The organism is Streptomyces sp. NPDC091272 (assembly GCF_044757485.1).
Classification (GTDB): Bacteria; Actinomycetota; Actinomycetes; order Streptomycetales; family Streptomycetaceae; genus Streptomyces.
Map to the genome: position 1 here is coordinate 107280 of NZ_JBIVVC010000002.1, position 24593 is coordinate 131872.

A 24593-nucleotide genomic window follows, 5' to 3' on the forward strand; every position below is an offset into this window, starting at 1 on the left:
GTCGATGGGGCTGAAGAATGATCGAGGCAGTCGGCCTGACGAAGCGCTACGGCGCCAAGACGGCCGTGCACAACCTTTCCTTCCAGGTGCGGCCGGGGACCGTGACCGGGTTCCTGGGGCCCAACGGCTCCGGCAAGTCCACCACGATGCGCATGATCCTCGGGCTCGACGAGCCCACGTCCGGGCGGGTCACCGTCGGCGGTCACCCCTTCCGGGAGCTGCCCAACGCGCCCCGGCAGGTCGGCGCCCTGCTCGACGCCAAGGCCGTGCACGGCGGGCGCAGTGCCCGTAACCACCTCCTCTCGCTCGCCCAGCTGTCCGGCATCCCGGCCGGCCGCGTCGACGAGGTGCTCGGGGTGGTCGGCCTCCAGGAGGTCGCCAGGCACCGCTCCAGCGGCTTCTCGCTCGGCATGGGCCAGCGGCTCGGCATCGCCGCCGCGCTCCTCGGCGACCCGCAGGTGCTCCTCTTCGACGAGCCGGTCAACGGCCTCGACCCGGAGGGCATCCTCTGGGTCCGCAACCTGATGAAGATGCTGGCCGCCGAGGGCCGCACGGTCTTCGTCTCCTCGCACCTGATGAGCGAGATGGCACTGACCGCCGAGCACCTGATCGTGATCGGTCGCGGCCAGTTGCTCGCCGACATGAGCGTCCGCGACTTCATCGCCGCCAACTCCGCCGGTTTCGCCCGCGTCCGCACCCCGCAGAGCGATCCCCTCCAGCGCGAGAAGCTGACCTCGGTGCTCACCGAGGCCGGCGGCCAGGTCATGCCGGAGCCGGACGGCGCGCTGCGCGTCACCGGTCTCGCGCTGCCGCGGATCGCGGACCTCGCGCACGACGCGGACGTACGGCTGTGGGAGCTGGCCCCGCACCAGGCGTCGCTGGAGGAGGCCTACATGCGGATGACGCAGGCCGCCGTGGACTACCGCTCCACCGACGACCAGCTCGCCGGCTTCGCGCAGCCCGACGTACCCGGCGCACTGCCGGGCGGCCCCCTGCCGGGGCAGCCGGTCGTGCCGCAGGCCCCGCCGCAGCAGGGCTGGTACGCCCCGCCGCCGCCCCGGCCGGGACAGCCGCACCCGGGGGTTCCGGGATCCACGCCGGGTGCGGCGCCGGGCGCGGCACCCGATGCGATGCCGGGCGCGGTGCCCGGCGCGGCTGCGGGGCCTGTGCCCGGCGGGCCCGTACCGGTGGCGCACAATCCGTACGCCGCGCCCGTTCCGGCGCCCGCGGACACCGCCCCCCGGCCCGGCAAGAGCGACGACACCAGCAGCGACAAGAGCAGCGACACCTCCGAGGACGCCCGATGACGACTCCCCCGCTCCCGTACCCGCAGGGGCAGATCTCCGCGACCGGGCAGGTCCCGTCCGGCGGGCCGCACCACCCCGGCTACGTCTCCCCCGTGCCCCAGCGCCGCGCCACGCTCGTGGACGCGCTGGCCTCGGAGTGGACCAAGATCCGGTCGGTGCGCTCCACGATCTGGTCGCTCGGCGTCATGGTCGTACTGATCCTGGGCGTCGCCGTCCTCGTCACCCTCGCCCTCTCCTCCACCGACCTGCCCGGCAACGAGTCGTCGCTGTCGTTCGGCTTCGTGGGCGTGCTGCTCGGCATCATCCCGGTGATCACGCTCGGTGTGATGACCATCGCCTCCGAGTACGGCACCGGCATGATCCGTACGACGCTGACCGCCTGTCCGAGCCGGGCGCGGGTACTGACCGCGAAGGCGCTCGTCTTCTTCCTGCTCACCTTCCTGATCACGCTGGTCGCCACCGTGCTCCAGTCCGCCCTCATGGCGGGCGTACTGGGCGGCACGGCCACCGGCGGCCAGTGGCTGCGGGCGACCGTCGGGGTCAGTGTGTTCGTCGCCCTGCTCGGCCTGCTGTCGCTGGCCGTCGGCTCGCTGATCCGGCACTCCGCGGGCGCGATCACCATCATGATCGGGCTGGTGCTGCTGCCGCTGGTGATGGCGCTGTTCATGATGTCGGACGCCCTGCGCGACATCCAGCTCTTCCTGCTGGAGTACTCGATCCCCAGTCAGCTGGGTGTCTTCTACGGGGCCGAGATGACCGACGGCGGCCTCACCGGCTGGACCCCGCTGGCCTCCATGGGGGGCCTGGTGGCCGTCGTACTCGGCCTGGCCTTCGCCGTCCAGAACAAACGGGACGTGTGAGCGCACGGCACGCCCGCACGGCGTACGGGTAGTACAACTTCCCTAATACCGGGGCGCGTTCCGGGACCGCTGCACCTTCGTGGTGCGGCGGTCCTTCGCGTTCCAGCAGGCCTTGTGCCAGTGCCGCCGGTCGTCCACGCCGCCGTAGTCCGGCCAGGCCACCAGGTGCGGGACGCCGGAGGGGATCTCCTGGTCGCAGCCGGGGCAGCGGTAGCGCTTGCCCTGCGCGCTCGCCCCGCTGACCTGCCGCACCAGCCACTCCTCGCCCTGCCAGGACTCGGAGCGCTGCAGGCCGAACCGGTCCGGGGAACCACCGCCGCCTCCGCTGCTCGCGGTCGGGTTCTCGCCGCCTCGGGGGCGGTTGCGGCGCGGGGACACGTAGCACCTCATGGGGCCGGGCGGACGGTTTTGCTCCAGCCTAGGCCCATCGGGCAGGGGTAGGCGTACCACTGGATTGGGTACAGCGGTATCCCCGGCGCAGCACCGGCCGGAAAATCACAAGATCTTTGCGCGGGCCCGTGCCTTTGGCACTTGTCAGACGTTATTGCCAATGGGGGATCGCCGATTCGAGGCCTGTTGGTAAGCCTGAAGGAGGCAGAGGGCTATGCACATCGGAGCTTTTGTACTGGCGGCGCAGTTCCCGGGGCAGGGCCAGGGTGAGGCCTTGCACCGCGCGATCAGGACGGCCGAGGTCGCCGACGAGGCGGGGCTCGACTCGGTCTGGCTGGCCGAGCACCACTTCGTTCCGTACGGCGTGTGCCCTTCCGCCGTGACGCTGGCCGCGCTGCTGCTCGGCCGCACCCGCAGGATCAGGGTCGGCACCGCGGTGACCGTGCTGCCCACCGCCCACCCGGTCAACGTCGCGGAGCAGGCGGCCCTGCTGCACCTCACCTCCGGCGGACGCTTCTCGCTCGGGGTGGGGCGCGGTGGCCCGTGGGTGGACCTGGAGGTCTTCGGCAGCGGCCTGAAGGCGTACGAGGAGGGCTTCCCGGAATCCCTGGACCTGCTGCTGCGCTGGCTGCGCGAGCCGCGGGTGGAGGCCAGGGGCGAGCGGTACCGCTTCCGCGAGGTGGCCGTCGTCCCGCGGCCGGACGAGCTGGAGGGGGCGCCGGGGCCGGAGGTCGTCGTCGCGTGCACCTCGCCGAAGACGGTGAAGCTGGCCGCCGAGCGGGGGCTGCCGATGCTGCTGGGGATGCACTGCGGGGACGAGGACAAGGCGGAGATGACCGCCCTGTGGCGCAGGCACGCGCGCGCCGCCGGACGTTCGGCGCAGGAGATCGCGACGGTCGGCCATGTCTCGGCCGGGGTCGCGCAGATCGCGGACACGGTCGAGGACGCCTGCGAGACGCTGACCAAGGCGATGCCCGGCTGGCTGAGGCAGGGGCTCGACGCGCACGTCACGGTGGACGGCCGGCACCGCGCGATGCGCGACCCGGTGGGGTACACGGAGAAGCTGTGCGCCCTGCACCCGGTGGGCACGCCGGAGTTGGCCGCGGACCGGCTGGCGCGGACCGCCGAAAGGACCGGGATCACGCGGTTCGCCCTGCTGACGGAAGGATCGGGCGACCTCGCCGCCACGGAGGAGAACGTCCACCGGCTGGGCACCGAGGTGCGGGCACTGCTCTCAGGGTTGGGCGCACTCGCGTGATCGGTCACGGCGTAGGAGCCACCGGGACCACGAGAGCCTCGGAGGTCACGAGAGCAGCGGGCTACCGGGACCACGAGAGCCGTGGGGCTGCGGGGGGGGGGCTGCCGCCCCTGCGTCAGTACACCTCCCGCGACGCGGGAGCGGCAGCCGCAGAGGTCAGCAGTCCCGCAGTTCAGGCGACTGGTTGAGCAGCTGGCCGCGTATCGAAGTGAATCGGGCGAGCCGCTCGTCGACCGAGGGGTCCAGCGGGAACACCGCCACGCGGTGGCAGTTCTGGAAGGCGAGCCGCACTCCGAAGTGGCGCTCAAGCGAACCGCGGATGGCATCACTCGCCAGGGCCCGCAGCAACTGGCCACGGGCTTGCTCGCTGGGCGGCGGTGTCTGGTTGTCGGCGAACTGGCCGCCGTCGACCTTCAGTTGGGCCACCAACGAGCTGATCATCTCCCACGCGAAAGGCAGGGAGGTCCGGACGCAGTCGACGAAGTCGGCTTCGTCGACCTCGCCTCGCTCGGCCTGTTCCAACAGAGCCGGTGAGACGTCGAGCGACATGGGTTCTCCTCTCGCGACCCCGCACCGAGACGGGGTCTTCCGGGCAGGGCAGGAGTCGGCGACGCAGCGTGCACGCACGGCGACCTCCTGCATCCACGGTAAGCGTGCCGTCCACACCGCGACAGGGGATTGCGCATACAACCGGCCATTGCCGTTGGCCCTTCCGTCAACTGGCGAACAGTGGCTTACGGGTGCCTTACAGGGCGAATCGCGTCCGGGGCGTGTCGTCGAGTAGCGTTGCTCCTCATGCGTCTCGTCATCGCCCGCTGCTCCGTGGACTACGCGGGCCGGCTCACCGCCCACCTCCCCTCCGCCCCCCGTCTGATCCTGGTGAAGGCGGACGGCAGCGTCTCCATTCACGCGGACGACCGGGCGTACAAGCCGCTCAACTGGATGTCCCCGCCCTGCACGCTCAAGGAGGGCACCGGTGACGACGCCGGTGTCTGGACCGTGATCAACAAAGCGGGCGAGAAACTGATCATCACCATGGAGGAAGTCCTCCACGACTCGTCCTACGAGCTGGGCATCGACCCCGGTCTCATCAAGGACGGCGTGGAAGCGCACCTCCAGGAACTCCTCGCGGACCGCATCGAGACCCTCGGTGAGGGCCACACGCTGATCCGCCGCGAGTACATGACGGCGATCGGCCCGGTCGACATCCTGTGCCGGGACGCGGACGGCGCGACCGTGGCCGTCGAGCTGAAGCGGCGCGGTGACATCGACGGTGTCGAGCAGCTCACCCGCTACCTCGAACTCCTCAACCGCGACCCGCACCTGGCCCCGGTCACCGGTGTCTTCGCCGCTCAGGAGATCAAGCCGCAGGCCCGCGTGCTGGCCACCGACCGCGGCATCCGCTGCGTGGTCCTGGACTACAACGCGATGCGCGGCATCGAGGACGACAAGCTGCGGCTGTTCTGAGCGCCGCACCTCCGCTCACCGCACCTCCGCTCACCGCACCCCCGCTCACCGCATGACCGTGGCGGCCCACCTGACCTCAGGTGGGCCGCCACGGTTCTTCATTCGTGCGGTGCTTCGTTCGTGCGGTGCTTCGTCCGTACCGCGCTACGTCCGTACGGTGCTTCGTCCGCCGGGTGTTACGAGGACACCTCCACGAACGACGTGGTCCCGAACAGCGAGCCGTCGTCCTCGTCGCTGTCCGACGTCGCCGGCGCCGGCGCGCCGAACGTGTTGGCGGGCGAGCTCGGCGGGTTGTCCGAGCCGGGGGCGGGCTGTTCCGGCGGGGGCGGCGGGTTGTCCGGCGAGGTCGGCGGGTCCGGCTCGGGCGTCGTCGGGTCCGGGTCCGGTGTGGACGGCGGGTCCGTGGGCGTCGTCGGCGGATCGGTCGGCTGCGTCGGGGGAACCGTCGGCGGGACCGTGGGCTTCGTCGGCGGGCCGGTCGGCCCGGTCGGCGGAGCCGTCGGCCCGGTGGTGCCGGGTCCCGGCGTGCTCCCGTCGCCGCCGGGCGTACTCGCCGTGCCGCTCGGGACCGGGTCCGGGCCTGCGGTCTCCCGGCCACGGCTGGTGGAGTCGACGGCGGGCACACCGGGCCCGCCGGCGCCGTCGTCGCCGGTCGCGCCGCCCGAGCCGCTGCCCTCCGAGCCGTCCGCCTGGTCGGCGTCGATGCCGCCCTTGCCGTCGTCCTCGTTGGCGGACTGCCCGGGGCCGATCTTGTCCGACGGCCCTTCCGGGTTGCCGGTCGCCCCGAGCGTCACCACGGTGCCGAGGACGGCGACGAGCAGCGCGCCCGCGCCCGCCGCGACCATGTTCCGCCGGGCGCCGCTCAGCATCGACCGGCGCGACGGCGGGCCGCCCGCGGCGGCCGAAGGGCTACGGCCGATCACCAACGGCTGCCCGGCGTCCGGGAGTTCGGCCAGGACGGCGGTGGCGGGAACTCCGCCGGGCGGCGAGGAGGACTCCTCGTACCGCGCTGCGGGCATCTCCTCGCCGGCCGAAGGACGCTCCGACTCGAAGGGGTTGTACGGGGTGTCGAACGGCGAGCGCGGGGAGGCGCCGCCACCCGTGGGCACCGCTGCCAGGACCGGCGGGCCGAAGGGACTCGCGCCGCTGCGGTCCGTGACCAGCGCGAGGGCCCGCCGGGCGGCGACGGTGCCGCGCCGGTCGGCGAGTGCCCCGCGCAGCCCGACCGAGGTCTCCAGCTCCGCCCGCGCCCGGTCGAGCTGCCCCGAACAGAGCGCGAGGATCCCCAACTCGTGGTGGAAGTAAGCCTCTTCGGCTACCTCCCCGGCGATCCGGGAGGCCTCGGCGCCGGCCCTCAGCGACCGCTCCCAGGCTCCCCACTGCATGCCCGCCGCGAAGGCCGGCGCGGCGGTACGGGCCAGCAGCACGGCGGCGCTCGGGTGCCCGGCCTCGGTGCCGGGGACCAGTGCGGCGAGCGCGGCCAGTACGGCGTCGGACTCGGCGGAGATCCGCTCCGGCGTCACCGAGGGGTGCCCGGCCCACCAGGCGTAGTGCTGGGCGGCGGTCGTCGCGGGACCGGCCGCGTCGGCACCGTACCCCGCGTTCTCCAGCTGTACGGCGACCCCGGCGGCCAGCCGGTAACGGGTGCCGGAGGGCGAGAGCAGACCGCACGAGACGAGTTCGCCCAGCGCGGCGTCCGCGTGGGTGTCGCCGACCAGCGCGGGCAGGTGGGCCTGGTGCGGGACCTCGCCGCCGAGGGCCACCGCGAAGCGCAGTGTGGCCCTCGCGGACTCGCTGAGCCGGGCGGCCAGCGGCGCGACCGGGGCGACGCCCTCCGCGAGGGTGGGCAGCGGTACGTCGTGCCCGTCGGCCGCGTCGAAGGGCGCGTCCAGCGGGGCCTCGGTGAAGTACCCGTACTCGTCGAAGGCGCCCGGGTCGGCGCGCAGTACGTCACGCTGCAGCAGCAGCGCCCCGGCCTGTACGAACCGCAGCGGCAGCCCCTCGGACTCGAACCAGAGGTCACCCGCCCAGTTCGCCTCCTCGGCGGTGAGCGGGCGGCCCACCGCCCGCTCCAGGAGCTCCAGCGAGGCGCCCCGCCCGAGCCCGCCGAGCAGCACCTCCTCGACGAGTGACCCCAAGGAGGGCGCCACGACGTCGGGCGTCGTGGCCAGCAGGAACGCGCACTCGGGCGTGGCGGCGAGCAGTTCCTCCAGCGCGTCGCCGCCGAACTCCAGGTCGTCCAGGACGACGACGGCGCCGATGTCGTGCACGTGGCGCAGCAGTTCGTCCCGGTCGGGCCGGTGCAGCGGGGCCCGGAAGACGGCCGCGAAGAGGTCGTGCAGGAGCTCCGACGTGGTGCGCCGGTGACCCGAAAGCCGTACGACGCCGTCCGGCGCGAGGTCCGCGCAGTCCGCGGCGACGGCGTCGAGCAGTGCCGTACGCCCGGATCCGGCGGAGCCGACCAGCCGGACGGAGCGGCCGCGTGAGAGCAGTCCCACCAGCCGGTCACGCTCCTCCTGGCGTTCCAGGAGGGGCAGCTCGGGCACGGCGGGGCCCGGTGGCACCGGCGGCCTGGCGGCGCGCGCCAGTTCGGCGCGGTCGGCCGCCGGGTGCCGCACGGGCACCTCGGGGCGCTCTCCCGGCGGGCAGGGTTCGATCTCGCTCCCGTCGACCGGATTGACGGTCAGCAGGAAGTCGCCCGAGGTGAACTGCACGGTGCGGGCGGGCGAAGGTGCCGCGCTCGGACCGAGGTCGCGGGTCATCGGGTCGCGTTCGCGCACGCGTTCCGGCTGGTCCCGCTCGTCGTGGTCGCGGATGTTGTCCTGGCCGTACTCAACAGGTCCCCGGTTCATCGGGTCCATGGTCAAAGCCCCCCAGATGCGTTGCGTGCTGACTGCCCCTCCCGGCCTTTCACACGCTCGCTGTCGCTTCTGGTCCGGTGCCCGCCGACGTGGGTGCATCCATTGCGTGGGTTCGTCAAGCGGCAGGCGACCGAACCCTAGACCTTGGCACATTATCTATGAGCGGCAGGGGTGCCGGGGGCCGGGGCACGTCACAGTCGTGTGAGGATTGCGGCCCTCGCGGGGGCGCCGTGGACGGGCCGTCAGACGCGCGGCAGCATGTCCGCCGCGAGCCCGCCCTCGATCGACAGGATCCGGTGCAGCCGGGTCGCCACCAGCAGCCGTTGCATCTGCGGCGGCACGCCGCGCAGCACCAGCCGCCGCCCGCACCGCCCGGCCCTGCGGTGCGCGCCCATGATGACGCCCAGTCCGGTGGCGTCCCACGAGTCCAGCTCGGTCAGGTCGAGCACCAGGTCTCCGGCGCCGTCGTCGACGGCCGAGTGCAGGACCGTACGGGCGTCCGCCGCGCTGCGGACGTCGAGGCGGCCCCCGACGACCAGCTCGACGTGATCGCCCCTGATGTACATGTGCGCTCCCCGAGAGTGCTTGTCCGTGACGTCAGACGTCTTCGTCTCTGTCTCTTGTTTCTTTCCAACTGACTCATCAACTGACTGCCGCACGGGCAGATAAGTTGCCGTCTGTAAGCGAATCGATACCGAATTCACCCGCAGGGGTGAGTGCGGTGCCCGGTACCGGCCCCTGCGGCAGAACAGCTCAGTGCTTGTAGAAGCCCTGTCCGCTCTTGCGGCCGATGTCACCCGCGTCGACCATGCGCCGCATCAGCTCCGGCGGTGCGAACTTCTCGTCCTGGGACTCGGTGTAGATGTTTCCGGTGGCGTGCAACAGGATGTCGACGCCGGTCAGGTCGGCGGTGGCGAGCGGTCCCATGGCGTGGCCGAAGCCCAGCTTGCAGGCGGTGTCGATGTCCTCGGCGCTGGCCACGCCCGACTCGTACAGCTTGGCCGCCTCGACGACGAGTGCCGAGATGAGACGGGTCGTCACGAAACCGGCGACGTCGCGGTTGACGACGATGCAGGTCTTGCCGACGGACTCGGCGAACTCCCGCGCGGTGGCGAGGGTTTCGTCACTCGTCTTGTACCCGCGGACGAGCTCGCACAACTGCATCATCGGGACCGGCGAGAAGAAGTGCGCGCCGACGACCCGCTCCGGACGCTCCGTCACCGCTGCGATCTTCGTGATCGGGATGGCGGAGGTGTTGGAGGCGAGGACGGCGTCCTCGCGCACCAGCTTGTCCAGCGTGCGGAAGATCTCGTGCTTGATCTCCAGCTTCTCGAACACGGCCTCGACGACGATGTCCACGTCGGCGACGGCGTCCAGGTCGGTGGTGGTCGTGATCCGCGCGAGTGCGGCCCCGGCGTCCTCGGCCGACAGCTTGCCCTTGCTGACGAACTTGTCGTAGGAGGCCTTGATCCCGTCGGTGCCGCGCGTCAGCGCCGCGTCCGTGACGTCGCGCAGGACCACGTCCCAGCCCGCCTGCGCCGAGACCTGGGCGATGCCCGACCCCATGAGACCGGCACCGATGACGGCAAGCTTCCTGGCCACTGCGCACTCCCTCTGCAACCCCGTGCATGAACGTCGGACACCCGGATGCGTTGTCCTGAGGCGGAGGCTATCGCCGGATCCGGCCGCAGGGACGGCGAAGAGATGCGCGTCACGTCTCGAATGACGGACATCACACCGGTACGGGTCAGCTCGCGTCCCGTGCGGCGTAGTTGAGCACCCGTTCGCTCAGCAGCCCCTCCATCTCGTCCAGCAGGACGAGGGCGTCACGCGACACCTCGGCCGCGGCGCGCCCCTTGACCATCTCGCGGCCGATCCAGGCCATGAGGGTGGAGTGCACCCAGGCGATCTGTCCGGCGACCAGGTCGGGCAGGTCGTCATCGGGGCCGGCGCCGGTGTCCTCGCGCAGGGCCTTCTCCAGGTTCTGCAGGGACTCCTGCTGGATGTACCAGAGCCGGGAGCGCAGGGTGTGCGCGCCGTGCACGACCTTCATGAAGCGGTCGTAGCCCTCCATCAGCCCGACCCGCGGCGAGACCGCCTCCACGTCGGCGCGCAGTTCGCGCAGCACGGCCGCCGCCGCCGACTCCCCCTCGTCGCGGGCCCGGACGAACCGCGCCAGCAGGTCGACGATGCCGGCGCTCCGGTCGAAGAAGAGGTCTTCCTTGGCCGGGAAGTAGTTGTAGACGGTGTTGACCGAGACATCGCTGGCGGTGGCAATCTCGGCGATCGTCACCGCGTCGAAGCCCTTCTCCAGGAACAGCCCGGTGGCCACGTCGGAGATGTACTGCCTGGTCCGGCGCTTCTTGCGCTCCCTCAGTCCCTCAGCCATGCCGCCATCGTACGCACGCTCGTTGAGCTCACTGGAAATTTGCACCCTGCTCTTTTTTGGTGTCATTGCAATTTTAGGGCGACTCTGTTTTTCTGGTGCCATGACAGCGAACGAAGCGCCTCAGGCGATCGTCAGCACCTCCGGTCTCGCCCGCACCTTCCAGACCAAGGCGGGCCCGGTCGAGGCCGTCCGGTCCGTCGACCTGAGCGTGCGTCCCGGCGAGATCCTCGGCCTCCTCGGCCCGAACGGTGCCGGGAAGACCACCACCCTGCGCATGCTCACCACGCTCCTCGCCCCCACCGGCGGCGCGGCCACCGTCGCGGGCCGTGACCTGCTGACCGACCCGGCCGGCGTCCGGCAGAAGATCGGGTACGTGGCGCAGGCGGGCGGCGTCGACCCGCACGTCCCGGTGCGCGAGGAACTCGTCACCCAGGGCAGGCTCTACCGGCTGAGCAGGACGGAGGCCGCCGCGCGCGCCGAGGAACTGGCCCACGACCTGGACCTCACCGACTTCCTGGACCGCGACTGCGCCACCCTCTCCGGCGGCCGGCGGCGCAGGCTCGACATCGCGATGGGCCTCACCCACCGCCCCGAGGTCCTCTTCCTGGACGAGCCGACGACCGGACTCGACCCGGCGGGCCGCAGCGACCTGTGGGCACTGGTGCGCCGGCTGCGTGACACGTACGGCACGACCGTCCTGCTGACCACCCACTACCTCGACGAGGCCGACGCGCTCTCCGACCGCCTGGTGATCATCGACAAGGGGGCGGTCGTCGCCGACGGCACCCCCGCCGCGCTGAAGCTGCGCCACGGCGGCTCCCCCGACGCCACACTCCAGGACACGTTCCTGGCCATCACCGGACGCGCCGCCCCGGCGCCGAAGGACAACATCCCCGTAGCGGTCTAGGAACCCCTCCCATGTCCTCCAGATCCTCCCTGACCTCCAGGTCCTCCAGGTCCTCCGTGCTCTCCGACACCTCGCTGGTCCTCGGCCGGTACCTGCGGCAGACCCTGCGCTCGAAGTTCCAGATCTTCTTCGGCGTACTGATGCCGCTGCTCTACCTGCTCTTCTTCGGCCCCCTGCTCACCGGCCTGCCGCTCGCCTCGAAGGGCGACTCCTGGCAGGTACTCGTCCCAGGTCTGCTGCTGCAACTCGGCCTGTTCGGTGCCTCGTTCGCCGGTTTCGCCCTCATCCTCGACAAGGGGACGGGGGTGGTGGAGCGGATGCGGGTCACCCCGGTCAGCCGGCTCGCCCTGCTCCTGGGGCGGGTACTGCGCGACGCGGTCCTCTTCGTCTTCCAGGCGGTGCTGCTGGTGGCCGCGGCCCTGGTCATGGGGTTGCGCGCGCCCGTCGCCGGCATCCTGATCGGCTTCGTGTTCGTCGGCGTCCTGACCGTCGCGCTCGCGGCGCTCTCGTACGCCCTGGCCATGAGGGTCTCGACGCCCCAGGGATTCGGCCCGGTCGTCAACGCGGTCTCGATGCCCGCGATCCTGCTCTCCGGCCTGATGCTGCCGATGGCCCTGGCACCCACCTGGCTGGACGTCCTCTCGCACTTCATGCCGTTCCGCTACCTGGTGGACGCGGTGCGCTCGGCGTACGTCGGGGAGTACCTGAACCCCACCATGCTGTACGGGGTGCTGGTCGCGGTGGCGTTCACCGTGCTGGCGCTCGCGGTGGGCACCCGGGAGTTCCGCCGCGCCGGAGCCTGACCCTGATGGATACGCTCCTCCCATGGTCAATCTGACGCGCATCTACACCCGTACCGGCGACCAGGGCACCACCGCGCTGGGAGACATGAGCCGCACCGCCAAGACCGATCTGCGGATCTCCGCGTACGCGGACGCCAACGAGGCGAACGCGGTGATCGGCACGGCGATCGCCCTGGGCGACCTGGACGAGGGCGTGGTCAAGGTCCTCACCCGCATCCAGAACGACCTCTTCGACGTGGGCGCGGACCTCTCGACGCCGGTCGTCCAGGACCCGAAGTACCCGCCGCTGCGGGTGGAGCAGTCGTACATCGACAAGCTGGAGGCGGACTGCGACGCCTACCTTGAGGAGTTGGAGAAGCTCCGCTCCTTCATCCTGCCCGCCGGCACCCCGGGAGCGGCCCTGCTCCACCAGGCGTGCACGGTGGTCCGCCGGGCGGAACGCTCGACGTGGGCGGCGTTCGAGGTGCACGGCGAGACGATGAACCCCCTGACCGCCACCTACCTCAACCGCCTCTCCGACCTGCTCTTCATCCTCGCCCGCACGGCCAACAAGACAATGGGCGACGTCCTCTGGGTACCAGGCGGCGACCGCTAACCCCCCGGCCCTTCCTGGGCCCTAGCCTCCTTGGGCAGCGGGCCCCCCTCATCCCCACCCCCAGCCCCCTCGCACAGCGGGGCCACCCCTCGCCCCCACCCCCAGCCCCCTTGGGCAGCGGGGCCGCCCCCCGGGGGCGGGACGGGTGGGCAAGGGGGCGGCCCCTCGCGCGGAGCGCCCCCTTCTCGCCCCGCCCACGACCGCTTACGACCGCCCACTACCGCCCGGAAAGCTCCCGCTCCGACTCCCCCGGCCCCCGCTCCCCCTCAACCCGCTCCCGCTCCCGCTCCCGCTCCCGCTTCGGAAACACCGTATAGCTCCCCGCAATCACCAAGTTGATCCCCGCCACGAACGCCACCTTGGACTGCCAGTCCCGCAGGGACGCCACGTCGCCCGCCTCCCCCACGTACCAGACCGCCCCCTGCAACAGCCCCGCCGCGATCGCACACGCGAGGATCCACCGCCCCGCCGTCCTCCACTCGTACGCCGCCCGCGCCATCCCGTACTTCGGCGGCCTCACCGGCGGGGGCCCGCCCGCGTAGCGGTGTGCGAAGTGCGCGTCGAGCCACTTGACGGTGCGGTGACCCAGCGCCACCGTGAACCCGATGTAGACCGCCGCGAGCCCGTGCTTCCAGTCCGGCGCGGCCCCGTTCTTCAGGTCGATCGCCGTGACCACGAAAAGCACGACCTCCAGCAGCGGCTCGCACAGGAGAACCGCCGCCCCGAGCCGGGGCATCCTCGCCAGGTAGCGAAGGGAGAGCCCCATCAGCAGAAGCACCCAGAAGGCGACTTCGCAAGCGATGATCAGTCCGAGGACCATGACCGCACTCCTCTCCTCAGCACCCCTCCATCCTCGGCCGTCCCGCTCCGCAGGACATCGTCGCCAGGGGCGAAAGCGCACTACACCGAAGGATGCAGTCCGGTTTCCGCCCGGACGCTGAGGCCGCCCGGCCCAGGGCCGTGTTGGATGGAGTACGTGCCCCGCTTCAGCCATCCCCTCCTCCAACCGCACCGGGACGACGTACGCCTCTCGGTGATCAGCCTGCTCGGCGGTCTGCTGCTCTGGTTCCTCGGCCTGCACAGCCAGGGCGACCGGCTGCTGCTCCCCGGCTGGGCGACCCTCGTGCCTCTCTGCCTGCTCGCCGCACTGGAGCTGGTGCGCAGGACCGCCCCCGCGTTCGCCCTCGTGGCCGGCACCCTCGGGGTGGTCGCGGACCAGTTCACCCAGGGCAACCTCGCCACGGTCATCATGTTCGCGGACCTCGTGTACGCGGCCGTGGTCTACGGCACCCCCCAGGCAGCCCGCCGGATCCCGGTCACCACCGGGGTGATCACCCTGGCGGTCACCGTCGGCTTCCTCGCCTGGTTCCGCAAGCCGGAGGCCCTGCTGATCGGCACGGTCACCGGGCTGGTCAGCTTCGCCCCCGCCCTCACCGGATCGATCCTCCGCAACCACCGCCAGGCCGCGGTCGCCGCCCGACTGCGTGCCGAACAGACCGCGCTGCTCGCCGAGATGGACCGCGCCCAGGCTGTGACGGCCGAACGGGCGCGGATGGCACGGGAGTTGCACGACATGGTGGCCAACCACCTCTCGGCCATCGCGATCCACTCCACCGCCGCGCTCTCCATCGACACCCCCGAGACCTCCGTGCGCGCCCTGTCCGTCATCCGGGAGAACAGCGTGCAGGGACTGGCCGAAATGCGTCGTCTGATCGGACTACTGCGGGAGAGCGACGACGATCAGGAGCCCACGGCCGCCCCCACCCTCGACGGCCTCGACGCACTGCTCGCCAGGTCCCGTACCTTCGGCGCCGACAGCGGGCTGAGCTTCACCCTGGACGACGCCCGCCCACCCGGCCTCAAGCTGCCCACGCCGGTGGAGCTGGCCGCGTACCGGATCGTTCAGGAGTCCCTGACCAACGCGCTCAAGCACGCGTCCCCCGGCCCGGTCGCCGTCACTCTCGCCCATGCGCGGACCGCCTTGACCGTGACGGTGACCAGCCCCTTCGGCGGCGGGCGCCCGGGGCCACGCGCCCCCGGTTCGGGCGCCGGCCTGGTGGGCATGCAGGAACGCGTGGCGCTCCTGGACGGCGAGCTGACGGCGGGCCCCGTCACCCTCGACGACGGCACCAAGATGTGGCGGGTGCGGGCGGAACTGCCCGCCGAGGACGAGAGCGAGGAGCTTCCCACGTGAGCACGCCCACGAGCGCGGACAAGGGTGCGGACCCGGGAGCGGACCCGGGTGCGGACACGAACGCCGACCCGGGCGCCGACCCGGGCGCGGACCCGGGCGCGGACACGAGCGCCGACCCGGGTGCGGACCCGAGCGGTACCGACGCCCCTTCCCCGATCAGGGTCCTGGTCGCCGAGGACCAGTCGGCGGTGCGGGCCGGCCTCGTCCTCATCCTGGGCAGCGCCCCCGACATCGAGGTCGTGGGCGAGGCCCCGGACGGCGAGGAGGCGGTCAGGCTCGCCCGTGAGCTGCGCCCCGACCTGGTGCTCATGGACATCCAGATGCCACGGCTCGACGGGGTCTCGGCGACCAGGCTGGTCGTCGCCGAGCAGCTCGCCGACGTCCTCGTACTGACCACCTTCGACCTCGACGAGTACGTCTTCGGGGCGCTGCGCGCGGGCGCATCGGGCTTCCTGCTCAAGAACACCGAGGCCAGGGACCTGCTGGAGGCGGTGCGGACGGTGGCGCGCGGCGAGGGGCTGATCTCGCCCGCCGTGACCCGCCGGCTGATCGCCGAGTTCGCCTCCCCCGCGTCCGTACGCAAGGAGGACGCACCCGACCTGTCCGTGCTCGATCCGCTGACCCGGCGTGAGCGCGAGGTGCTGGCCCGGCTCGGCGAGGGGCTCTCCAACGCGGAGATCGCGGCTCGCCTGGACATGGCGGAGGCCACCGTCAAGACACATGTGAGCCGACTGCTCGGCAAGCTCGGGCTGCGCAGCAGGGTGCAAGCGGCCGTTCTGGCGGGTGAGTTGGGTATCTGACCACCTGCACCGACGCATTTCCCTTCTCTGGTCCAGACCTCTTGACGATTGGTCCAGACCTTGGCACGCTCACCGCACTGCAGTGGTGAGCACGCCAAGCTTTGCCTCCCCCCTCACGGGTGTGCTCACCAGGCGGCGCAGGTCCCACCCGTCATGTCGGACCTCTCTCGGGAGCAACCCTTGAGCACTGGAATCCCCCTGCGAACGCGGTACAGAACGCGTGTCGCAGCCACTCTCACCGCACTCGCCCTTCCCCTCGCCGCAATGGTCGGCCTGGCCTCCCCCGCCCAGGCAGCTCCCGCGGCGACGGCGACGTACACCAAGAAGTCGGACTGGGGCACGGGCTTCGAAGGCTCGTGGACCGTCAAGAACACCGGTACCACCACGCTGAGTTCATGGACCGTGGAGTGGGACTTCCCCACCGGCACCAAGGCGGGCTCCGGCTGGGACGCCGCGCTCACCACGGCCGGCAACCACGTCACCGCCAAGAACCTCTCCTGGAACGGCACCCTGACCCCCGGCGCCTCCGTGACCTTCGGGTTCAACGGCACCGGCCCCGGCAACCCGTCGGGCTGCAAGCTCAACGGCGCCTCCTGCGACGGCGGTTCCCAGCCGGGCGACGCCGCCCCCAGCGCCCCCGGCACCCCGGTCGCCAGCGGCGTCACCAACACCTCGGCCAAGCTGACCTGGACCGCGGCCACCGACGACAAGGGCGTCAAGAACTACGACGTCCTGCGCGACGGCAGCAAGGTCGCCACCGTCACCGGCCTCACCTACACGGACAACGCCCTCACTGCGGGCACCAGCTACTCGTACGCCGTGCAGGCCCGCGACACCGCCGACCAGACCGGTCCCGCCAGCGCCTCGGTCGCGGTCAAGACCACCGGCGGCGGCACCGACCCGGGCCCCGGCCCCGGCGACCAGGTCAAGCTCGGCTACTTCACCAACTGGGGCGTCTACGGCCGCAACTACCACGTCAAGAACCTCGTGACGTCGGGCTCGGCCGCCAAGATCACCCACATCAACTACGCGTTCGGCAACGTCCAGGGCGGCAAGTGCACCATCGGTGACGCCTTCGCGGACTACGACAAGGCGTACACGGCGGACCAGGCCGTGGACGGCGTCGCCGACACCTGGGACCAGCCGCTGCGCGGCAACTTCAACCAGCTGCGCAAGCTCAAGGCCAAGTACCCGAACATCAAGGTGATCTGGTCGTTCGGCGGCTGGACCTGGTCCGGCGGCTTCGGTGAGGCGGCCAAGAACCCGGCCGCGTTCGCCGACTCCTGCTACCAGCTGGTCGAGGACCCGCGCTGGGCCGACGTCTTCGACGGCATCGACATCGACTGGGAGTACCCGAACGCCTGCGGCCTGACCTGCGACACCAGCGGTCCCGCCGCACTCGGCAACGTGGCCTCCGCGCTGCGCACCAAGTTCGGTGCGAACAACCTGGTCACCGCCGCCATCACCGCGGACGGCTCGGACGGCGGCAAGATCGACCTCGCCGACTACGGCACCGCGGCCAAGTCCTTCGACTGGTACAACGTGATGACGTACGACTTCTTCGGCGCCTGGGCGGCGAAGGGCCCGACGGCCCCGCACTCCCCGCTGACCTCCTACCCGGGCATCCCGCAGGCGGGCTTCAACTCCGCCGACGCGATCGCCAAGCTGAAGGCCAAGGGCGTCCCCGCCAAGAAGCTCCTGCTCGGCATCGGCTTCTACGGCCGCGGCTGGACCGGCGTCACCCAGAAGGAGCCGGGCGGCACCGCCACGGGCCCGGCAGCCGGCACGTACGAGCAGGGCATCGAGGACTACAAGGTCCTCAAGACCAGCTGCCCCTCGAACGGCACGGTGGCCGGCACCGCGTACGCCCACTGCGGCACCAACTGGTGGAGCTACGACACCCCGGCGACGATCAACTCCAAGATGGCATGGTCGAAGTCGCAGGGCCTGGGAGGCGCGTTCTTCTGGGAGTTCAGCGGTGACACCGCCAACGGCGAGCTGGTCTCGGCGATCGACTCCGGTCTGAAGTAACCGCTCGCAGCAGTAAACCCCCCATGGGAAAAGCCGGGGGAGACGGGTCCGCCCCCGTCTCCCCCGGCCTTCCTGCGTTCGGCCTACGCCACGTTCACCCGCTGGCCGGGCGGCGCCGCCTCAAGCCAGGCCAGGAAACCGGTCAGCGCGTCCTCGCTCATCGCCAGCTCCAGGCGCGTACCGCGGTGGACACAGCCCAGGATGGAGGCGTCGGACAGCAGTGCCAGCTCCTCCTCGCCCTGGGGCGAGCGCCGCGTCACCACCTCGATCGCCGAGCGCTCCAGCACCCGGCGCGGCTTGGGCGCGTACGAGAAGACCCGGAACCAGGCGATCCGGTCACCGCTGTAGCGGGCCACGCCGTACACCCAGCCCTTGCCTGACGTGTCCAGCTCCTCGGTGGTGTCCCAGCGCAGCGAGCAGTCGAAGGTGCCGCCGGAGCGCTGAATCAGCCTCCGGCGCAGTCCGAAGACGAAGAGTCCCACCAGCACCAGCAGGACGACAGAGCCGCACACAAGCAGAGCGAGGATCATCTCCCACGACCTCCTCGCCTCATCCAGTACCGCTACGGAAAAGCCATTCACTCACTGCGACGCCGCGACCGCGTCAGCATCGCCTCAGCCGCGACCCGTCCTGGAAGTATCCAGTACGAGCCGCGGCTGAGGTTAATTCACGTGGCGTGAGGCGGGACTCAGTGCCCCGCCACCGCACGCAGTCGGACGTCGGCGCGACGCTCGGCCGCGGAGTCGTCCGCCGCCTTCGCGGCTTCCAGCGCCCGCTCCGCACGGGCGGTGTCGATCTCGTCGGCCAGCTCGGCGATCTCCGCGAGCAGCGACAGCTTGTTGTCGGCGAACGAGATGAAACCGCCGTGGACGGCGGCGACGACGGTGCCGCCCTCGCTCGTACGGATGGTCACCGGGCCCGATTCCAGCACACCCAGAAGCGGCTGGTGACCGGGCATGACGCCGATGTCGCCGGACGTGGTACGCGCGACGACCAGGGTGGCCTCGCCGGACCAGACGTTACGGTCCGCAGCGACCAGCTCGACGTGCAGCTCAGCAGCCAAGGGTGGCTCCTCGGGTCACCACCCGGCAGTGCTGCCGGGTGTTGGGTCAAAGTCTAGGGGGTGTACGGAAGAGGGGCGGGCGGGCCCGCCCCTCTCACCCGTACGTAACTCCGGGGCTTCGGACGTCAGCTGACGCCGAGCTCCTTGGCGTTGGCCTTGAGGTCCTCAATGCCACCGCACAGGAAGAACGCCTGCTCGGGGAAGTGGTCGTAGTCGCCGTCGCAGATCGCGTTGAACGCGCGGATCGACTCTTCCAGCGGTACGTCCGAACCGTCCACGCCGGTGAACTGCTTGGCGACGTGGGTGTTCTGCGACAGGAAGCGCTCGACGCGACGGGCACGGTGGACAACGAGCTTGTCCTCCTCGCCCAGCTCGTCGATGCCGAGGATCGCGATGATGTCCTGGAGGTCCTTGTACTTCTGGAGGATCCCCTTGACACGCATGGCGGTCGCGTAGTGGTCCGCCGCGATGTAGCGGGGGTCCAGGATGCGCGACGTGGAGTCGAGCGGGTCCACCGCGGGGTAGATGCCCTTCTCCGAGATCGGGCGCGACAGCACGGTCGTCGCGTCCAGGTGGGCGAAGGTGGTGGCCGGCGCCGGGTCGGTCAGGTCGTCCGCGGGGACGTAGATCGCCTGCATCGAGGTGATCGAGTGACCACGGGTCGAGGTGATGCGCTCCTGGAGGAGACCCATCTCGTCGGCCAGGTTCGGCTGGTAACCCACCGCGGACGGCATGCGGCCGAGGAGCGTGGAGACCTCGGAGCCCGCCTGCGTGTAGCGGAAGATGTTGTCGATGAAGAAGAGCACGTCCTGCTTCTGCACATCGCGGAAGTACTCCGCCATGGTCAGACCCGAGAGCGCGACGCGAAGACGCGTGCCCGGCGGCTCGTCCATCTGACCGAACACGAGCGCCGTCTTGTCGATGACGCCGGACTCGGCCATTTCCTCGATGAGGTCGTTGCCCTCACGGGTGCGCTCACCGACACCGGCGAACACCGACACACCGTCGTGGTTGTTGGCCACGCGGTAGATCATTTCCTGGATCAGCACGGTCTTGCCGACACCGGCACCACCGAACAGACCGATCTTTCCACCCTTGACGTACGGGGTGAGAAGGTCGATGACCTTGACGCCGGTCTCGAACATCTCGGTCTTCGACTCGAGCTGGTCGAACGACGGGGCCTTGCGGTGGATGGGCCACCGCTCGGTCACCTCGGCGTTGGCCTCCGGCTTGTTGAGGATCTCGCCGAGGGTGTTGAACACCTTGCCCTTGGTGATCTCGCCGACGGGGACGGTGATGCCCTCGCCGGTGTCGGTCACCGGGGCCTGGCGGACCAGGCCGTCGGTGGGCTGCATCGAGATCGCGCGGACCAGGCCGTCACCCAGGTGCAGGGCGACTTCCAGGGTCAGCGTCTTGAGCTTGCCGTCCTCGGCCGGGTCTGCGACCTGGACCTTGAGGGCGTTGTAGATCTCGGGCATGGCGTCGACGGGGAACTCCACGTCGACGACAGGGCCGATGACACGGGCAACACGGCCCGTGGCGGCGGCCGTCTCCACAGTGGTCGTCATTACTTGTCACTCCCCGCGTTCGCGTCGGCGAGGGCGCTGGAGCCACCGACGATCTCGCTGATTTCCTGGGTGATTTCGGCCTGGCGGGCCGCGTTGGCAAGCCGGGAGAGGCTCTTGATGAGATCCCCGGCGTTGTCGGTCGCCGACTTCATCGCACGACGACGGGCGGCGTGCTCGGAGGCGGCGGCCTGAAGCAGTGCGTTGTAGATACGGCTTTCGACGTATCGCGGCAGCAGGGCGTCGAGGACGTCCTCCGCCGAGGGCTCGAAGTCGAAGAGCGGAAGGATCTCGCCCTTCGTGCCCTTCTCCTCCTGAGCCCCCGCGGCGGTAGCCGCTGATGTCTCCGTGAGCGAGAGCGGCAGCATCCGGTTCTCGACCGGGTTCTGCGTCATCATCGACACGAATTCCGTGAAGACGATGTGCAGTTCATCGACGCCGCCCTCGGCCGTCTCCGCGGTGACGGCCTCGATGAGGGGGCCGGCCACCCGCTTTGCGTCCGCGTAGGTGGGGCTGTCGGTGAAGCCGGTCCACGACTCCGCGACCTTGCGCTCGCGGAACCCGTAGTAGGCGATGCCCTTGCGGCCGACGATGTAGGTGTCGACCTCCTTGCCCTCGCCGCGCAGCCGCTCGGTGAGCCTCTCCGCGGCCTTGATGGCGTTGGAGGAGTAGCCGCCGGCCAGACCGCGGTCGCTCGTGATGAGCAGGACAGCGGCCCGGGTCGGGGCCTCGACCTCGGTGGTCAGCGGGTGCTTGGTGTTGGAGCCGGTCGCCACCGCCGTCACCGCGCGGTTCAGCTCACTGGCGTACGGCGTGGAGGCCGCCACCTGGCGCTGAGCCTTGACGATGCGAGAGGCGGCGATCATCTCCATCGCCTTGGTGATCTTCTTGGTCGCGGTGACGGATCGGATGCGACGCTTGTAGACCCGGAGCTGCGCTCCCATGAGTCAGGTCCCTTCCGTCGTCACTTGGAGACGTTGACGGCCGGTGCGTCCTCGCCCAGGGACTTGCCGTCCGAGGTCTCGAACCGTCCCTTGAACGTGGTGATCGCGTCGGCGATGGACTGGAGCGTGTCGTCGTTCATCTTGCCGCCGTCGGCGATCGAGGTGAGGAGCTCCTTGCGCTCGCGGCGCAGGTAGTCCAGCAGCTCGTTCTCGAAGCGACGGATGTCCTCGACCGGGACCTCGTCCATCTTGCCGGTGGTGCCGGCCCAGACGGAGACGACCTGCTCCTCGATCGGCATCGGCTGGTACTGGCCCTGCTTCAGCAGCTCGACCAGGCGCTTGCCGCGCTCCAGCGACGACTTGGAGGCCGCGTCCAGGTCGGAACCGAAGGCGGCGAACGCCTCCAGCTCACGGTACTGGGCGAGGTCCAGGCGCAGTCGGCCGGAAACCTGCTTCATGGCCTTGTGCTGGGCCGAGCCACCGACGCGGGAGACCGAGATACCGACGTTCAGCGCCGGGCGCTGGCCCGCGTTGAACAGGTCGGACTCAAGGAAGCACTGGCCGTCGGTGATGGAGATGACGTTGGTCGGAATGAACGCCGACACGTCGTTCGCCTTGGTCTCGACGATCGGCAGACCCGTCATCGAACCGGCGCCCAGCTCGTCCGACAGCTTCGCGCAGCGCTCAAGGAGACGCGAGTGCAGGTAGAAGACGTCGCCCGGGTAGGCCTCGCGGCCCGGCGGACGGCGCAGCAGCAGCGACACGGCGCGGTAGGCGTCGGCCTGCTTCGACAGGTCGTCGAAGATGATCAGGACGTGCTTGCCGGCGTACATCCAGTGCTGGCCGATGGCCGAACCGGTGTACGGCGCCAGGTACTTGAAGCCGGCCGGGTCGGACGCGGGGGCGGCGACGATCGTCGTGTACTCGAGCGCGCCGGCCTCCTGGAGCGCACCACGCACGGAGGCGATGGTCGAGCCCTTCTGACCGATGGCGACGTAGATGCAGCGCACCTGCTTGTTCACGTCGCCCGAGCGCCAGTTGTCACGCTGGTTGATGATCGTGTCGACGGCCAGCGCGGTCTTGCCGGTCTGGCGGTCGCCGATGATCAGCTGACGCTGACCGCGGCCGACCGGGACCATCGCGTCGATCGCCTTGTAGCCGGTCTGCATCGGCTCGTGCACGGACTTACGGACCATGACGCCCGGAGCCTGGAGCTCCAGGGCGCGGCGGCCCTCGGTCTCGATCTCGCCGAGTCCGTCGATCGGGTTGCCGAGCGGGTCGACGACGCGGCCGAGGTAACCCTCGCCGACGCCGACGGAGAGCACCTCACCGGTGCGCTGCACCGGCTGGCCCTCCTCGATCCCGCTGAACTCGCCGAGGACGACCGCGCCGATTTCGCGCTCTTCGAGGTTGAGCGCGAGACCGAGCGTTCCGTCCTCGAACTTCAGCAGCTCGTTCGCCATGGCCGAGGGAAGTCCCTCGATCTTCGCGATGCCGTCGCCGGCAACGCTGACAGTTCCGACCTCCTCGCGAGAGGCCGCGTCCGGCTGGTACGACTGGACGAAGTTCTCCAGTGCGTCCCGGATCTCCTCCGGCCGGATCGTGAGCTCCGCCATCTGGGTTCCCTGCTCTCCTTGTTGGGCCCGAAGTTTTCTAGGGGTCTGGGGTCGGCCCCCAGGAATCCTCTGCGGCCCAACCGGGCCGCCGGCAATGCGTGGTGCTTCGGTGCTTTTACTGCGTTGCTTGTGCGCTGTGCTGACGTCAGCCGGCCATGCGGCGGGACGCCTCGTCGAGGCGCTCCGCGATGGTCCCGTTGATGAACTCGTCGCCGACGCGGACCTGGATACCGCCGAGGACCGCGGGGTCCACGTCGAGGTTCAGGTGCATCTCGCGACCGTAGATCTTCGCCAGGGCCGCGCCGAGGCGCTGCTTCTGCGGGTCACTCAGCGGTACCGCGGAGGTGACCTCCGCGACCATCCGGCTGCGGCGCTCCGCGGCCAGCTTGGAGAGGGACTCGAGTCCCGATTCCAGGCTACGTCCACGAGGCTGCGTCACAAGGCGTGCGACCAGACGCTCGGTGACCGTCTCGGCCTTGCCCCCGAGCAGGCTGCGCAGCAGCTGGCTCTTGGCGGCGGTGGTGGCCGACTTGTCGGTGAGCGCGGCGCGCAGTGCCGGGTTGGACGAGACGATCCGGCCGAAGCGGAACAGCTCGTCCTCGACGTTGTCGAGGGAGCCGGCCTGCTGCGCGGCGGTGAGGTCGGCGGTGTTCGCCAGCTCCTCCGCCGCGTCGACCAGGTCGCGGGACTGCGACCAGCGGGACCGGACCATGCCCTTGACCAGGTCGACGGCCGCGCCGTCCACCTGACCGGTGAGCAGTCGGCCGGCCAGTTCGGCCTTGGCCTCACCGGGCTGCGACGGGTCGGTCAGGACCCGGCGCAGCGAGACCTCACGGTCGAGCAGCGCGGTGACGGCGGACAGGTCACCGGCCAGCTTCGTCACGTCGACGGAGCTGGTGTCCGTCAGCGCGTCGAGGCTGTCCCGGGCACCCGCCAGTGCCTCGCGGCTCGCGCCGTTCATCGGGCCGCCTCGGCCTTCTCCTCAAGTTCGTTGAGGAAACGGTCGATGGTGCGGCTCTGCCGGGCGGAGTCCTCGAGGGACTCGCCGACCAGCTTGCCGGCCAGGTCGGTGGCGAGCTTGCCGACGTCCTGACGCAGCGAGAGTGCGGCCTGCTTGCGGTCGGCCTCGATCTGGGCGTGACCGGCAGCGATGATTTCCTCACGCTGCCGCTGGCCCTCTGCGCGCAGGTCTTCCTTGAGCGCAGTGCCCTGCTCCAGCGCCTCCTGGCGCAGGCGCGCGGCCTCGTGGCGGGCCTCGGCGAGCTGAGCCTTGTACTGCTCCAGGACGCTCTCGGCTTCGATCCGGGCCTCATCGGCCTTCTCGATACCGCCTTCGATGGCCTCGCGGCGCTCGTCCAGAACCTTGTTGATGTTCGGGAGGAGCTTCTTGGCGAGGAAACCGAAGACGATGACGAAGGCGATCAGACCGATGACCAGCTCGTCGAGATGCGGGACCAGAGGATTCTGAGGCTCCTCCGCTGCCGCAAGGAACAGAGCGTTCACATCAGTGCCTTCCGTGAAAGGTAGTTGGCTGTCGGTCCGG

General features: G+C 70.4%; 24 protein-coding genes. 10 read left to right on the forward strand and 14 right to left on the reverse strand.

The features are described 5' to 3' along the window. Window positions 1-17 precede the first annotated feature (17 nt). Together ACIQM4_RS05280 and ACIQM4_RS05285 are read left to right on the forward strand one after the other, a co-directional pair. Complete coding sequence (locus ACIQM4_RS05280; protein ID WP_401586345.1) at window positions 18-1307, forward strand: ABC transporter ATP-binding protein; 1290 nt, start codon at window positions 18-20, stop codon at window positions 1305-1307. After that, the gene (locus tag ACIQM4_RS05285) at window positions 1304-2167 is read left to right on the forward strand and encodes an ABC transporter permease subunit (protein WP_401586348.1); all 864 of its coding nucleotides are present in this window, start codon (window positions 1304-1306) and stop codon (window positions 2165-2167) included. Before ACIQM4_RS05280 ends, ACIQM4_RS05285 begins: the two co-directional genes overlap by 4 nt. Before the next feature lie 42 nt (window positions 2168-2209). Here ACIQM4_RS05285 and ACIQM4_RS05290 read toward each other — a convergent pair whose 3' ends face one another. Continuing rightward, a complete protein-coding gene (locus tag ACIQM4_RS05290; RefSeq protein ID WP_401586350.1) occupies window positions 2210-2545 on the reverse strand; it encodes an ATP/GTP-binding protein in 336 nt (111 codons plus the stop codon). Between the two features lie 226 nt (window positions 2546-2771). Here ACIQM4_RS05290 and ACIQM4_RS05295 point away from each other — a divergent pair, with 226 nt between their 5' ends. After that, a complete protein-coding gene (locus tag ACIQM4_RS05295) occupies window positions 2772-3815 on the forward strand; it encodes an LLM class flavin-dependent oxidoreductase (protein ID WP_401586353.1) in 1044 nt (347 codons plus the stop codon). A gap of 156 nt (window positions 3816-3971) precedes the next feature. Here ACIQM4_RS05295 and ACIQM4_RS05300 read toward each other — a convergent pair whose 3' ends face one another. Further along, the gene (locus ACIQM4_RS05300) at window positions 3972-4364 is read right to left on the reverse strand and encodes an SCO5389 family protein (RefSeq protein ID WP_401586355.1); all 393 of its coding nucleotides are present in this window, start codon (window positions 4362-4364) and stop codon (window positions 3972-3974) included. Between the two features lie 246 nt (window positions 4365-4610). Here ACIQM4_RS05300 and nucS point away from each other — a divergent pair, with 246 nt between their 5' ends. Then, window positions 4611-5282: an endonuclease NucS gene (gene nucS / locus ACIQM4_RS05305; RefSeq protein WP_401586358.1), complete on the forward strand. Its 672-nt coding sequence runs from the start codon at window positions 4611-4613 to the stop codon at window positions 5280-5282. A gap of 176 nt (window positions 5283-5458) precedes the next feature. On the opposite strand, the gene ACIQM4_RS05310 is transcribed toward nucS, so the two are convergent. The 4 genes from ACIQM4_RS05310 to ACIQM4_RS05325 form a co-directional block, all read right to left on the reverse strand. Further along, window positions 5459-8143 carry an ATP-binding protein gene (locus ACIQM4_RS05310; RefSeq protein ID WP_401586360.1) on the reverse strand — a complete coding sequence of 895 codons (2685 nt, stop codon included), beginning with the start codon at window positions 8141-8143 and terminating at the stop codon, window positions 5459-5461. A gap of 242 nt (window positions 8144-8385) precedes the next feature. Beyond that, entirely contained in the window at window positions 8386-8709 is a 324-nt protein-coding gene (locus ACIQM4_RS05315; protein WP_401586362.1) for an STAS domain-containing protein, read from the reverse strand. A 187-nt stretch (window positions 8710-8896) separates the two neighbouring features. Then, on the reverse strand, window positions 8897-9745 hold the full coding sequence (locus ACIQM4_RS05320; RefSeq protein WP_401586364.1) for a 3-hydroxyacyl-CoA dehydrogenase family protein: 849 nt from the start codon (window positions 9743-9745) through the stop codon (window positions 8897-8899). Window positions 9746-9890: 145 nt separating this feature from the next. After that, a complete protein-coding gene (locus ACIQM4_RS05325) occupies window positions 9891-10532 on the reverse strand; it encodes a TetR/AcrR family transcriptional regulator (protein ID WP_401586366.1) in 642 nt (213 codons plus the stop codon). Window positions 10533-10632: 100 nt separating this feature from the next. Between ACIQM4_RS05325 and ACIQM4_RS05330 the strand changes: the two genes are divergently transcribed. Genes ACIQM4_RS05330 through ACIQM4_RS05340 form a run of 3 tightly spaced genes read left to right on the forward strand, consistent with a single transcriptional unit; the run spans window position 10633 to window position 12837 of the window. Then, window positions 10633-11439 carry an ABC transporter ATP-binding protein gene (locus ACIQM4_RS05330; protein WP_401586368.1) on the forward strand — a complete coding sequence of 269 codons (807 nt, stop codon included), beginning with the start codon at window positions 10633-10635 and terminating at the stop codon, window positions 11437-11439. An 11-nt stretch (window positions 11440-11450) separates the two neighbouring features. Then, window positions 11451-12242, forward strand: a complete 792-nt coding sequence (locus tag ACIQM4_RS05335) for an ABC transporter permease (RefSeq protein ID WP_401586371.1) — start codon at window positions 11451-11453, stop codon at window positions 12240-12242. A gap of 22 nt (window positions 12243-12264) precedes the next feature. Next, window positions 12265-12837 carry a cob(I)yrinic acid a,c-diamide adenosyltransferase gene (locus tag ACIQM4_RS05340; protein ID WP_401586373.1) on the forward strand — a complete coding sequence of 191 codons (573 nt, stop codon included), beginning with the start codon at window positions 12265-12267 and terminating at the stop codon, window positions 12835-12837. A gap of 217 nt (window positions 12838-13054) precedes the next feature. Here the strand turns inward: ACIQM4_RS05340 and ACIQM4_RS05345 are convergent, their stop codons facing one another. After that, the gene (locus ACIQM4_RS05345; RefSeq protein WP_401586376.1) at window positions 13055-13657 is read right to left on the reverse strand and encodes a hypothetical protein; all 603 of its coding nucleotides are present in this window, start codon (window positions 13655-13657) and stop codon (window positions 13055-13057) included. Between the two features lie 147 nt (window positions 13658-13804). On the opposite strand from ACIQM4_RS05345, the gene ACIQM4_RS05350 reads away from it, so the two are divergent. The 3 genes from ACIQM4_RS05350 (at window position 13805) to ACIQM4_RS05360 (ending at window position 17862) form a co-directional block, all read left to right on the forward strand. After that, a complete protein-coding gene (locus ACIQM4_RS05350) occupies window positions 13805-15031 on the forward strand; it encodes a sensor histidine kinase (RefSeq protein WP_401586379.1) in 1227 nt (408 codons plus the stop codon). A 155-nt stretch (window positions 15032-15186) separates the two neighbouring features. After that, window positions 15187-15831 carry a response regulator gene (locus ACIQM4_RS05355; RefSeq protein WP_401588089.1) on the forward strand — a complete coding sequence of 215 codons (645 nt, stop codon included), beginning with the start codon at window positions 15187-15189 and terminating at the stop codon, window positions 15829-15831. Between the two features lie 264 nt (window positions 15832-16095). Beyond that, on the forward strand, window positions 16096-17862 hold the full coding sequence (locus tag ACIQM4_RS05360; RefSeq protein WP_401586381.1) for a glycosyl hydrolase family 18 protein: 1767 nt from the start codon (window positions 16096-16098) through the stop codon (window positions 17860-17862). 83 nt (window positions 17863-17945) lie between these two features. Here ACIQM4_RS05360 and ACIQM4_RS05365 read toward each other — a convergent pair whose 3' ends face one another. From ACIQM4_RS05365 to ACIQM4_RS05395, 7 genes are all read right to left on the reverse strand, one after another. Then, window positions 17946-18392, reverse strand: coding sequence for a DUF2550 domain-containing protein (locus ACIQM4_RS05365; RefSeq protein ID WP_401586384.1), 447 nt, complete (start codon window positions 18390-18392; stop codon window positions 17946-17948). Between the two features lie 158 nt (window positions 18393-18550). Then, window positions 18551-18925: a F0F1 ATP synthase subunit epsilon gene (locus ACIQM4_RS05370; protein WP_345228397.1), complete on the reverse strand. Its 375-nt coding sequence runs from the start codon at window positions 18923-18925 to the stop codon at window positions 18551-18553. A 125-nt stretch (window positions 18926-19050) separates the two neighbouring features. Further along, on the reverse strand, window positions 19051-20493 hold the full coding sequence (gene atpD, locus ACIQM4_RS05375; RefSeq protein ID WP_399436875.1) for a F0F1 ATP synthase subunit beta: 1443 nt from the start codon (window positions 20491-20493) through the stop codon (window positions 19051-19053). Further along, on the reverse strand, window positions 20493-21434 hold the full coding sequence (locus ACIQM4_RS05380) for a F0F1 ATP synthase subunit gamma (protein WP_401586387.1): 942 nt from the start codon (window positions 21432-21434) through the stop codon (window positions 20493-20495). The genes atpD and ACIQM4_RS05380 overlap by 1 nt, the downstream gene beginning before the upstream one ends. 20 nt (window positions 21435-21454) lie before the next feature. Continuing rightward, on the reverse strand, window positions 21455-23050 hold the full coding sequence (gene atpA / locus ACIQM4_RS05385) for a F0F1 ATP synthase subunit alpha (RefSeq protein WP_401586390.1): 1596 nt from the start codon (window positions 23048-23050) through the stop codon (window positions 21455-21457). 145 nt (window positions 23051-23195) lie between these two features. After that, window positions 23196-24011 carry a F0F1 ATP synthase subunit delta gene (locus tag ACIQM4_RS05390; RefSeq protein ID WP_401586393.1) on the reverse strand — a complete coding sequence of 272 codons (816 nt, stop codon included), beginning with the start codon at window positions 24009-24011 and terminating at the stop codon, window positions 23196-23198. Then, window positions 24008-24553 (reverse strand): F0F1 ATP synthase subunit B, encoded by a 546-nt coding sequence (locus tag ACIQM4_RS05395; protein WP_401586395.1) that lies wholly within the window; start codon window positions 24551-24553, stop codon window positions 24008-24010. Before ACIQM4_RS05395 ends, ACIQM4_RS05390 begins: the two co-directional genes overlap by 4 nt. Between the last annotated feature and the right edge of the window lie 40 nt (window positions 24554-24593).

Bases quoted from the DNA above. Each gene is read 5' to 3' on its own strand.
- nucS (WP_401586358.1), top strand. From the start codon at position 4,611: ATGCGTCTCGTCATCGCCCGCTGCTCCGTGGACTACGCGGGCCGGCTC.
- atpD (WP_399436875.1), bottom strand. From the start codon at position 20,493: ATGACGACCACTGTGGAGACGGCCGCCGCCACGGGCCGTGTTGCCCGT.
- ACIQM4_RS05295 (WP_401586353.1), top strand. From the start codon at position 2,772: ATGCACATCGGAGCTTTTGTACTGGCGGCGCAGTTCCCGGGGCAGGGC.
- ACIQM4_RS05315 (WP_401586362.1), bottom strand. From the start codon at position 8,709: ATGTACATCAGGGGCGATCACGTCGAGCTGGTCGTCGGGGGCCGCCTC.
- ACIQM4_RS05365 (WP_401586384.1), bottom strand. From the start codon at position 18,392: ATGATCCTCGCTCTGCTTGTGTGCGGCTCTGTCGTCCTGCTGGTGCTG.
- ACIQM4_RS05280 (WP_401586345.1), top strand. From the start codon at position 18: ATGATCGAGGCAGTCGGCCTGACGAAGCGCTACGGCGCCAAGACGGCC.
- ACIQM4_RS05285 (WP_401586348.1), top strand. From the start codon at position 1,304: ATGACGACTCCCCCGCTCCCGTACCCGCAGGGGCAGATCTCCGCGACC.
- ACIQM4_RS05350 (WP_401586379.1), top strand. From the start codon at position 13,805: ATGGAGTACGTGCCCCGCTTCAGCCATCCCCTCCTCCAACCGCACCGG.
- ACIQM4_RS05310 (WP_401586360.1), bottom strand. From the start codon at position 8,143: ATGGACCCGATGAACCGGGGACCTGTTGAGTACGGCCAGGACAACATC.
- ACIQM4_RS05300 (WP_401586355.1), bottom strand. From the start codon at position 4,364: ATGTCGCTCGACGTCTCACCGGCTCTGTTGGAACAGGCCGAGCGAGGC.
- ACIQM4_RS05345 (WP_401586376.1), bottom strand. From the start codon at position 13,657: ATGGTCCTCGGACTGATCATCGCTTGCGAAGTCGCCTTCTGGGTGCTT.
- ACIQM4_RS05380 (WP_401586387.1), bottom strand. From the start codon at position 21,434: ATGGGAGCGCAGCTCCGGGTCTACAAGCGTCGCATCCGATCCGTCACC.
- ACIQM4_RS05340 (WP_401586373.1), top strand. From the start codon at position 12,265: ATGGTCAATCTGACGCGCATCTACACCCGTACCGGCGACCAGGGCACC.
- ACIQM4_RS05360 (WP_401586381.1), top strand. From the start codon at position 16,096: ATGGTCGGCCTGGCCTCCCCCGCCCAGGCAGCTCCCGCGGCGACGGCG.
- ACIQM4_RS05335 (WP_401586371.1), top strand. From the start codon at position 11,451: ATGTCCTCCAGATCCTCCCTGACCTCCAGGTCCTCCAGGTCCTCCGTG.
- ACIQM4_RS05330 (WP_401586368.1), top strand. From the start codon at position 10,633: ATGACAGCGAACGAAGCGCCTCAGGCGATCGTCAGCACCTCCGGTCTC.
- ACIQM4_RS05390 (WP_401586393.1), bottom strand. From the start codon at position 24,011: ATGAACGGCGCGAGCCGCGAGGCACTGGCGGGTGCCCGGGACAGCCTC.
- ACIQM4_RS05325 (WP_401586366.1), bottom strand. From the start codon at position 10,532: ATGGCTGAGGGACTGAGGGAGCGCAAGAAGCGCCGGACCAGGCAGTAC.
- atpA (WP_401586390.1), bottom strand. From the start codon at position 23,050: ATGGCGGAGCTCACGATCCGGCCGGAGGAGATCCGGGACGCACTGGAG.